The 5,893-nt window shown below is 39.1% G+C and carries 6 protein-coding genes and 1 pseudogene; 5 read left to right on the top strand and 2 right to left on the bottom strand.

Translation table 11 applies throughout. The features are described from left to right. Positions 1–1,018: aminotransferase class I/II-fold pyridoxal phosphate-dependent enzyme (locus VB714_RS20575; RefSeq protein WP_323226559.1), on the top strand; the 1,018-nt coding region annotated here is incomplete at its 5' end. Here the strand turns inward: VB714_RS20575 and VB714_RS20570 are convergent. Next, positions 981–1,892 carry an ABC transporter permease gene (locus VB714_RS20570; protein ID WP_323226558.1) on the bottom strand — a complete coding sequence of 304 codons (912 nt, stop codon included), beginning with the start codon at positions 1,890–1,892 and terminating at the stop codon, positions 981–983. The two genes, VB714_RS20575 and VB714_RS20570, sit on opposite strands and share 38 nt — an antisense overlap. A gap of 52 nt (positions 1,893–1,944) precedes the next feature. On the opposite strand from VB714_RS20570, the gene VB714_RS20565 reads away from it, so the two are divergent. Then, the gene (locus VB714_RS20565; protein WP_323226557.1) at positions 1,945–2,622 is read left to right on the top strand and encodes an ATP-dependent Zn protease; all 678 of its coding nucleotides are present in this window, start codon (positions 1,945–1,947) and stop codon (positions 2,620–2,622) included. Continuing rightward, positions 2,619–3,302, top strand: a complete 684-nt coding sequence (locus tag VB714_RS20560; RefSeq protein ID WP_323226556.1) for a hypothetical protein — start codon at positions 2,619–2,621, stop codon at positions 3,300–3,302. Before VB714_RS20565 ends, VB714_RS20560 begins: the two co-directional genes overlap by 4 nt. Before the next feature lie 21 nt (positions 3,303–3,323). Here VB714_RS20560 and VB714_RS20555 read toward each other — a convergent pair whose 3' ends face one another. After that, the gene (locus VB714_RS20555) at positions 3,324–4,946 is read right to left on the bottom strand and encodes a hypothetical protein (RefSeq protein WP_323226554.1); all 1,623 of its coding nucleotides are present in this window, start codon (positions 4,944–4,946) and stop codon (positions 3,324–3,326) included. 269 nt (positions 4,947–5,215) lie between these two features. On the opposite strand from VB714_RS20555, the gene VB714_RS20550 reads away from it, so the two are divergent. Together VB714_RS20550 and VB714_RS20545 are read left to right on the top strand one after the other, a co-directional pair. Next, positions 5,216–5,590, top strand: coding sequence for a coiled-coil domain-containing protein (locus tag VB714_RS20550; RefSeq protein WP_416309752.1), 375 nt, complete (start codon positions 5,216–5,218; stop codon positions 5,588–5,590). 122 nt (positions 5,591–5,712) lie between these two features. After that, positions 5,713–5,893: pseudogene (locus VB714_RS20545) on the top strand (hypothetical protein); the annotation flags it as partial.

Here is a 5,893-nt window from a genome sequence, read left to right as displayed (position 1 = left end):
TGTCTCGGGAACCCATGCGATCGCCTCGGCATTATTTGGGGTATTGCGTCCAGGGGATGAAATGCTCTCGGTGACGGGACAACCTTACGATACATTGGAGGAAGTCATCGGACTGCGGGGAGGCGATCGCGGTTCTTTAATGGACTTTGGCATTAGTTACCGTCAATTAGAATTAACCCAAGAAGGTGGGATTAATTGGGATGTTTTAAAAACAGCAATTTGGGACAAGACCAAACTGGTTTTAATTCAGCGATCGTGCGGTTATTCTTGGCGAGAAAGTCTTTCTATAGAAGATATTGCCAGAATTGTTCATTTAGTGAAGAAACAAAACCCCGAGACAATTTGTTTTGTCGATAACTGTTATGGAGAGTTTATCGAAGAACGAGAACCAACAGCAGTGGGTGCGGATTTAATTGCCGGTTCTTTAATTAAAAATCCAGGGGGAACGATCGCCACGGGAGGGGGTTATATTGCAGGAAAAAAGGAGCTTGTGGAACTAGCAGCCTGTCGCTTGACGGCACCAGGAATTGGTAGTGAAGGAGGGGCAACTTTCGACCAAAATCGCTTGTTATTTCAAGGACTATTTTTAGCACCACAAATGGTAGGGGAAGCAGTGAAAGGAAGCCATTTAATTGCTTCTGTTTTTGCTAAGTTAGGCTACCCGGTTAACCCTAAACCTTTACTTCCTCGTCGCGATACGATTCAAGCAATACGATTGGGTTCTCCCGATCGGCTGATTGCCTTCTGTAAGGCGCTACAAGGGGTGTCTCCCATTGGTTCTTATCTGGATCCCGTTCCGGCGGCTATGCCAGGCTATGCCAGCGATTTAGTCATGGCTGGAGGGACATTTATCGATGGCAGTACGTCGGAGTTTTCCGCAGATGGACCCCTGCGAGAACCTTATCTTGTTTTTTGTCAGGGGGGAACCCATTGGACCCACGTGGCGATCGCTTTGGAAGCGGCTATTGAATCGCTAAATCTTAATAATTTTTTGTCGATCGCCGATCGCCATATTTGATTAATAAGGCGATCGCAATACTGGTCATTAAAATTAAAACTGTACTCAATGCTGAACCAAAACCCCAATTTTGAGTTCCTCCTAAAAATTGATTATAAATGAGGCGAGAAATTGTCATACTGGATGCACCCCCTAACAGTTCTGGATCGACAAAATCCCCTAATCCACTCATACAAACTAAGAGAAATCCTGCAATAATTCCCGATCGCGTTTGCGGGATCGTAATTTGCCAAAAGGTATCCCTCGGAGTTGCACCGAGATCGGCTGATGCTTCGAGAACATTTCGATCTAATTTCTCCACTGACGCATAAAGAATTAAGACCATATAAGGCAAATAATTGTAAGTCATGCCGATAAAAACGGCGATCGCACTATTTAAAATATTCCAAGAAGGTAATCCGCAAGCAGTTAAAATTGTATTCAAAAGACCAGTGGGACGTAAAATTGAAATCCAAGCATAAGTTCGCAATAAAGAAGAAGTCCAAAGGGGTAAAATGAAAGTTAAAAGCAAGAGATTGCGCCAACGTTTAGGGGCAAATTGTCCCAACCAATAAGCAACAGGAAATCCTAAAATGAGACAAATTAATGCAGTTCCTCCTGCTAAAAATAGCGATCGCGATAAAACGCGTAAATAAACAGGACGAAAGATACGAAAATAGTTATCTAAGCCGCTTGGATTAACAATTTCACCGGGATGAATATTAGGAACTAAACTGAGTTCAAAAATAATCAGAGTTGGGAAAACCAGCAACAATAATAACCACAATCCCCCTGGCACTAGCAAAGATGATATCGCGAACCATTGTCCCGATAAGTAACTAAATTCTTGATTCGGTTTGTCTAGTTTGTTTATCTGTCTTTCTTCGTTTATCATTAGGATTACATCAAGCAAAGTGCATTTTTAATACCGATAAACTCTATTTTTTATGCAGCAAACTGCTCTAAATTTAATCGCGATCGCCATTTTCCTGATGACTCTTTCTATCTTACTGGGTCCGCTAGTGCATATTCCTGAGAGTGTCCCCGCGATCGCAACCTTCTCAATTCTTGCTTTTCTCACAGCCGATCGCTTCGGTTGGGAAGGAAAAGGCTTAACCTTACTCCTCGATACGGTATCGCGTTTTTCTCCCGAACACCGCGATCGCGTCTTGCGTCACGAAGCAGGACATTTTCTCGCAGCATATTATCTCGGCATTCCCGTTACAGGCTACGATCTTACCGCATGGGAGAGCTTGAAAAATGGACAACAAGGAGTAGGTGGAGTTCGTTTTGATACCGAAGAATTATTGCAAGGTAAAAAGGCTGGCGATCGCCAATTGTTCTGCGATCGCTTTTGTACGGTTTGGATGGCTGGAATTGCGGCGGAATCTCTCACTTATAAGACGGTAGAGGGCGGAGGCAGCGATCGCCAAAAAGTTACCGATACTCTCGCAATTTTAGGTTATCCTACAAGAGAATCTCGCAATAAGCAACAATGGGGAGAGTTGCAAGCTAAAACTTTAATTGAGAAGCATCAAACCGCTTATGAAGCATTAGTTAAAGCCATGAAAATACGAACGACTGTTGCAGAATGCTATCAAATTTTGGAGAAAGAGAGAAAATGAAAAGAAGCTATCTTATCTATCATCCCAAAAGACAAGTCACTAATATTGACAATTTAACCGTCTATCATGATAGTTTTGGGGGGAATGAAGATCCTTATCTTTGGAATAAAAGTTTTCTTCATACTTATTGCCATATCACACAATTAATAAATGAAGAAGGTCAAATCAATTTTTGGATTTCTGGTGATATTTTTCCTGAATTCAACAAACTCTTTTGTGATTGTGTTTTTGTAATTGCTGAAAAAAATTACTGGAAAGAACGAAACAGAATTGAAAGAGAAGATCCAATAGTTGATAATAATCAAACTTACGAACATCATTATAAATGGGTAAATCCTCCCCATTCTCAGCATCCTTTTAAAAGACGTAGGAGATATACATTGAAAGCAGATCCAGATAAAAGTTTCCAGCCACAAGATAATACTAAAAATCTGATTGATATAGTACCATTTTTAGAGAACAATGGCATTAAAAGAGAATTCTTAATTAAAAAAATAACTTCCAAAATGGGGTCGTATCCATTTGAATTAGAAGCAAATATTGGGGAAAAACTCTATGATTATCTAGATCGCAATGGGACAATAAAAATAATCGGTCAACAACTCCAAGATCGACATCCTAATTGGCAAAATATTAAAAATGAATCTAAAGGGTTGACAAAGAAATGTGGAGGATGTTAACACAACAAAATCACCTATTACCTATTCTTTAAATATTTTTATTTTAACATCTTTTGTAACTGCATCACCAGTAATACCAACGAGAAGTTTGCCATCTGGACTGAGAAGAAGATAACGCATTGATTCGAGATTGTCTTCGAGATTGTCTAATATCGCTTCTAATTCCGCAGTTTGAAGATTAAATACTTTCAATCCTTCCTGTGTACTGACGATCGCGCGATCGCCACTGAGGGCAATATTTAGACTGTAGTATCGGGAAGATTTAGAAATAATCTTTTTTGCCTTGAGATTTCCTGTTGCTAAATCCCAGATTTTTAGAAATGTTTTTGGCTGTCGATACGAGGTAATAATAACAGATTTTCCATCTAAACTTATGAGAGCATTGCTAATATTATCAAGCCAACTTTTAGGTAAAATAGTTTGTTGATTCGTCTCCAAATTCCAAGCAATAAATTTATTGTCTAACTCAACGATGGCTGTTTTACCGTCTGGACTGATACTGTAGAGACGAAAATAGGGTATAATATTTCCGAGGGTAAAAGGACCAATATTAATCTCCGTTGAAACCTGTTCGGGAAATGTTGCTTTTGGTTCACCAGTGGCCAAATTCCAGACTTTTATCTCATTATAACTCCCACTCACGATCGCCTTACCATCGGCTGAAATAGCGATTTGATTGACATCATAATTAGTATGACCTTTGAGCATTTTTGGGGCTTGATTTGAGCTAATATCCCAGATACGCACCATGCGATCGCCGCTACCACTAACCACAGTTTTTCCATCTGGTGCGATCGCCAGAGATTCAATTTCTCCCGAGTCACTTTGCAGGGTTCTTTTTAACTCTCCTGTTTCTATATCCCAGACTTTAATTGCTTTATCTCTTCCTCCACTCACGAGGATTTTACCATCTGGACTGATGGCGATCGCAGAAGTCGTCGGATGTCCATCTAAACTATGCAAAAGGGAAAAATTGCAGTAGGGAGATTGAGTTTTTCCTTGGCTACAATAAATTAACGCAGGAGACTGTAATCCTTGTTGAAAAGATGAAGAAAAGAACCCATTTAAAATAAAAATATTCCAGAGAATAATAACCGCGATCGCCACAATCCAAAGTGGTTTAGGAGAGAAACTTCTTAAGGATTTTTTCTCAAGAGATTGTTCTAAAATAATTGCGGTTAATTCTCGACGATTGCGATCGGCTTCAGACCAAAATGCACACCAGAATACAAACAAAAGAACCATCGGCATCCCTAAAAATAACTCCGCTTCAAAAGAGATATCTCCAGACAATACATCGGAGAGAAAAAGAGGGATTGAGATACTATACCAAATCGAAAACCAAAACAGTAAAAAAACAGTAACGAAAGGATGTAAACTCATCGTGACGCGAACGTTTGTTCCTTGAAGTGACGACTCAAAATGCCCATGAATATTGGGTAAAAACGAGTTGCGATACTGAATAACGCGATGAATCTCAAACCCCGTATGGGAGATTTTACCCGCATAAGGTGCGCGATCGCTACCGAAATTCCAACCCCTAAAAATTCTGGGTTCTTCAATTTTAGGTTCTAAGCGAGAAATAACATCTGCAAGAGATTTTTGGGTTTGAATGGTAAAAGTATCGTAGGGTAAAAAGCGCATTGTCACAAAAGGCTACATTAGAGCAGAAATAGTAAGATATCCTTACCTTCATTTTAAACTCAATTTTATAATTGTCTCTATTTTTTGATTTTTCAACTACACTTGCGATCGCATTTCGGGGATAGTGCGCCCATCCTAATGATATGTTATTTTAGGAAAATAGGAGAAAGTGCGATCGCCTCTCCTGACAAATTATCCCAAATTATTTTTGAGGTGATAAAAAAATGGCGAGTAAAGCGGAAACCGAAATTGAGGAATTAAGACAATTAATCCTCACCTTAGATTTAAAACAGGAAAAAAGAATAGATTCTTTAGCAAATACCCTCGAAAAAAAGATTGATTCTTTAGCAACAAAAGTTGAAGTTGGCTTTACCGAAGTTAAAGGAGAAATCAAACGACTTGATGAGAGGGTTGGTCATGTAGAAAAACGTATGGACGACACCAATCAACGAATTGACGATACCAGAGTTTCTCTAGAGAAGCAAATGGAGAAGACACAGTCTTCTTTAGAAAAACGGATTGATGATACAAATGCTCGTCTCAATAGTATCACAATTGGATTTTTTGGTATTGTAGGAATTTTGGTGACGGGAATATTAACGGTTTTGGGAAAGTTAGTTTTCTTTCCTAATCCTCTCTCTTGATGGCGATCGCATTTCGGGGATAGTGCGCCCATCTTAATAATATGTTATTTTAGGAAAATAGGAGAAAGTGCGATCGCCTCTCCTGACAAATTATCCCAAATTATGTTTGAGGTGATAAAAAAATGGCAAGTAAAACAGAAACAGAGATTGAGGAATTAAGACAATTAATCCTCGCTTTAGATTTAAAACAGGAAAAAAGAATAGATTCTTTAGCAAATACCCTCGAAAAAAAGATTGATTCTTTAGCAACAAAAGTTGAAGTTGGCTTTACCGAAGTTAAAGGAGAAATCAAACGACTTGATG

Source organism: Spirulina sp. 06S082, assembly GCF_034932145.1.
Classification (GTDB): domain Bacteria; phylum Cyanobacteriota; class Cyanobacteriia; order Cyanobacteriales; family Spirulinaceae; genus CCY15215.
Note: the sequence above shows the minus strand (reverse complement) of the source record. Positions and strands in the feature narration are given on the sequence as shown.